We start from the raw sequence: 3,141 nt of genomic DNA, 5'->3' as shown, positions 1-3,141 counted from the left end.
GCAGGAAGTCGACGACGTACTCGGCGCCGCGATAGAGCTCGGTGTGGCCCTTCTGCCGACCGAAGCCCTTGACCTCGATGACGGTGATGCCCGAGACGCCGATATCGGCAAGCGCCTCACGCACGTCATCGAGCTTGAAGGGTTTGATGATGGCAGCAACCAGCTTCATGAGTCTGCTCCGTTGGATGGGTTGCGACTGACCTGTAGATGGTCAGCCGCGTTAGACGATGGCAATTCGGCCATTGCCGCTACGCGCTTGTACGGTAGCGCTGTAGCACGTCTTAGCAAATGGCGAGCCAATCGATCAGAACTCTTTGTTCCAGCCAACCCAGAATTTCGGATCGGTGTCGTAGCCGACGTCCATCTTTCCGTTGTTCTGGTCCCAGTTGAAGCTGAAGGTACCGAAATCACCGGCATCGCGAGTGATCGATGCGCCGTAATTCCAGTAGTTTGCGGTCTCAGTCAGATCGATGATATTACCGGCCGCATCGGTCATGGTGCCGACGACGATGTCGTCGTTGCGGAACTGGTAGTAGCCAGCGCGAAGGCTAAACCCGAAGTCGTATGGCAGCGCGAAGTCGGCACCACCGAAGTAGTAGAGATCGCCGTCGTCGAACAGCCCGTCATCGTTCTCGCCATAGACGGTGTAGGCGACACCGAGCGTGAACCACTTAAAGGAGCCGCTGAGCGAGAGCTCGGCAAAGTCGACATCGCGCCCATCAGGATAGGCGTAGTAGATGGCGCCGATGTCATAGCTCACATCGTCGTTGATGGCTCCACCGAAACCGGCGTAGAGGTCGAGCTCGTAGTTTGGATCAGGGGTACCCCAATCGATGTTAGAGACCCAGGTTCCTGCGTAGAAGCCGCTCTCGTGCGCGACATCAAGACCGCCTTGCACCGCGGCTTGATCGCCGGTCTGGGTCACACCGCGCCAGATGTAGTTAGAGACGGCGCCAATGTTAGCGCTGTACGACCAGGGGCCCTGGGCGACAGCCGGTGCTGAGACGAGCAGCGAAGCGGATAGCAGGGCGCCAGATGCGGCCACCATTCCTAAGCTCTGTTTTTTCATCGTCGAGTTACCTCAGTTCATGTCGTAGACGGGCGAGACGACCGCCCTGCGTGGTGATCGTGCCGATTGCATAATCACAGTCAGGAAGAACTAAGCAGCTTGTATGCCAAAGAGCTTATGTACCCAAAAGACAACGGATTTGGGTGAAATGTTGTAGAATTGCTACTTACTAGATGCACCAGCCAGGTGCAACAAGCCGTCGACGCCCAGGGGGAGACGCACTATTTCAGGGCAGACTCTGGAGCAGACGCTTGAATCTCTGAAGCCCTATAATGAGTTGAATGATGACCCCGCTTTGTTGGTGACCCCCAATGCTCGACCCGAAACAGATTGACGACCTTGCGCGCCGCCTCGCAGACCACGCACCCAAGGGCCTTCAGGTGTTGCAAGAAGATCTCAACCGCAGCTTCCGCGCAACGCTAGAGGCAGGCCTAGCGCGTCTCGACCTGGTCACACGCGAGGAATTTGACGTCCAAGCCGCAGTGCTCGCGCGCTCGCGGGCAAAGCTTGCCGCGCTCGAGAAACGCGTCGCCGCACTTGAGACAGCGGCAAGTGACCAACCAGCTCCCGGTAACACTGCCGACGCCCCAAGCGCCTAAGCACTGAGCTTCGGCGCATAGCGGCGATATCCTCTTGGGCCTCGCAGTTCTTCACAGTCGCGCGCGGGTTGGCATCCAGGCGCCAGCCGTCACGGTTGAGGTCCATGCCAGCATCGGCTTGCCGTCGTTATCGATTGTTGGACTCCCTGAGGCGGCCGTCCGAGAGAGTAAGGATCGGGTGCGCGGGGCGCTGGCCAATAGTCGCTTCGACTTTCCTCCGGGGCGCGTGACGATCAACCTAGCGCCGGCCGACCTGCCGAAGGAGGGTGGCCGTTTCGATCTGCCGATCGCCCTTGGCATCCTTGGGGCGTTGGGACAGATCCGGTCCGAGCCCTTGACCCAGCACGAGTTCCTCGGTGAGCTGGCGTTGAGTGGGGAGCTGCGACCAGTCGATGCCGTGCTGCCAGCGGCCCTCGCGGCCCGTAATGCCGGCCGCGCGCTGGTATTGCCGCGACCCAACGCCGCCGAGGCCGCGCTGGTCAGCGGCCTGGAGGTCTTGCCTGCCGACCGACTGCTCGATGTCTGTGAGCACCTCAATGGATTGGGCACACTCAGCAGCTGTCCGTATGTCGAGGCATCGGCAGCACCTGCGATCGAATTGGACCTTGCCGACGTGCGCGGTCAGGCTCAGGCCAAGCGCGCGCTCGAGATTGCTGCCGCGGGCGCGCATAGTCTGTTGTTTCTTGGCCCTCCGGGCACTGGGAAGTCGATGCTCGCATCGCGCCTACCGGGGATACTCCCAAGCCTGAGCGAGGCCGAGGCCATCGAGGTCGCCGCAGTCCACTCAGTCAGCCGGCATGCCAGCGCAACGCCGCTATCTTGGCGTCAGCGCCCATTCCGAGCACCCCATCACACCGCCTCCGCGATCGCCTTGGTCGGCGGCGGCTCTAACCCACGGCCTGGGGAGATCTCGCTTGCGCATCATGGGGTGCTATTTCTGGACGAGCTACCGGAGTTCGATCGGCGGGTGCTTGAGGTGCTGCGCGAGCCGCTCGAATCCGGCCAGATCCTGATCTCGCGCGCCGCCCGGAGCGCCGAGCTTCCGGCTCGATTCCAGTTGATTGCGGCGATGAATCCCTGCCCTTGCGGCTATTTGGGCGACCCCAGCGGCCGCTGTCGCTGCACCCAGGAGCAGGTTACACGCTACCGTGCCCGCCTCTCAGGACCCTTGCTGGATCGGATTGACCTGCATGTCGAGGTACCGCGGCTGCCCCCCGAGCAGCTGCAGGCAACCGATTCCAGAGCCGCGGATGCGGCTGAGTCGAGCGCGATCGTCAAACAACGGGTAGAGGCTGCGCGCGCGCGCGCCTTGGCGCGCGCCGGCAACAAGCCCAATAGCGCGCTAGGGCCGCGCGAGATCGAGCGCGATTGTGCCTTGAGCAGAGACGGCCAGCGGCTCATGCAACAAGCCATGCAGCAGCTTGCGCTCTCCGCACGTGCCTACCATCGCATCCTGAAGGTCGCCCGGACCAT

Annotated in this window: 4 protein-coding genes; 2 read left to right on the top strand and 2 right to left on the bottom strand. The window is 61.9% G+C overall.

Annotation, left to right across the window (positions count from 1 at the left end; genetic code table 11):
• Both ACY693_RS17335 and ACY693_RS17330 read right to left on the bottom strand, forming a co-directional pair.
• Positions 1-169: P-II family nitrogen regulator (locus ACY693_RS17335; protein WP_462323061.1), on the bottom strand; the 169-nt coding region annotated here is incomplete at its 3' end.
• Between the two features lie 135 nt (positions 170-304).
• A complete protein-coding gene (locus tag ACY693_RS17330; RefSeq protein WP_462323060.1) occupies positions 305-1,069 on the bottom strand; it encodes a TorF family putative porin in 765 nt (254 codons plus the stop codon).
• A gap of 311 nt (positions 1,070-1,380) precedes the next feature.
• Between ACY693_RS17330 and ubiK the strand changes: the two genes are divergently transcribed.
• A complete protein-coding gene (gene ubiK, locus ACY693_RS17325; protein ID WP_462323059.1) occupies positions 1,381-1,668 on the top strand; it encodes a ubiquinone biosynthesis accessory factor UbiK in 288 nt (95 codons plus the stop codon).
• Positions 1,669-1,702: 34 nt separating this feature from the next.
• Positions 1,703-3,141 (top strand): YifB family Mg chelatase-like AAA ATPase (locus tag ACY693_RS17320; protein ID WP_462323058.1); only part of this gene is annotated, 1,439 nt, incomplete at its 3' end.

The sequence above is a fragment of the Halochromatium sp. genome, from assembly GCF_054919635.1.
Note: the sequence above shows the minus strand (reverse complement) of the source record. Positions and strands in the feature narration are given on the sequence as shown.

Coding starts and splice junctions, on each gene's coding strand:
- ACY693_RS17330 (WP_462323060.1), bottom strand. CDS start 1,069: ATGAAAAAACAGAGCTTAGGAATGGTGGCCGCATCTGGCGCCCTGCTA.
- ubiK (WP_462323059.1), top strand. CDS start 1,381: ATGCTCGACCCGAAACAGATTGACGACCTTGCGCGCCGCCTCGCAGAC.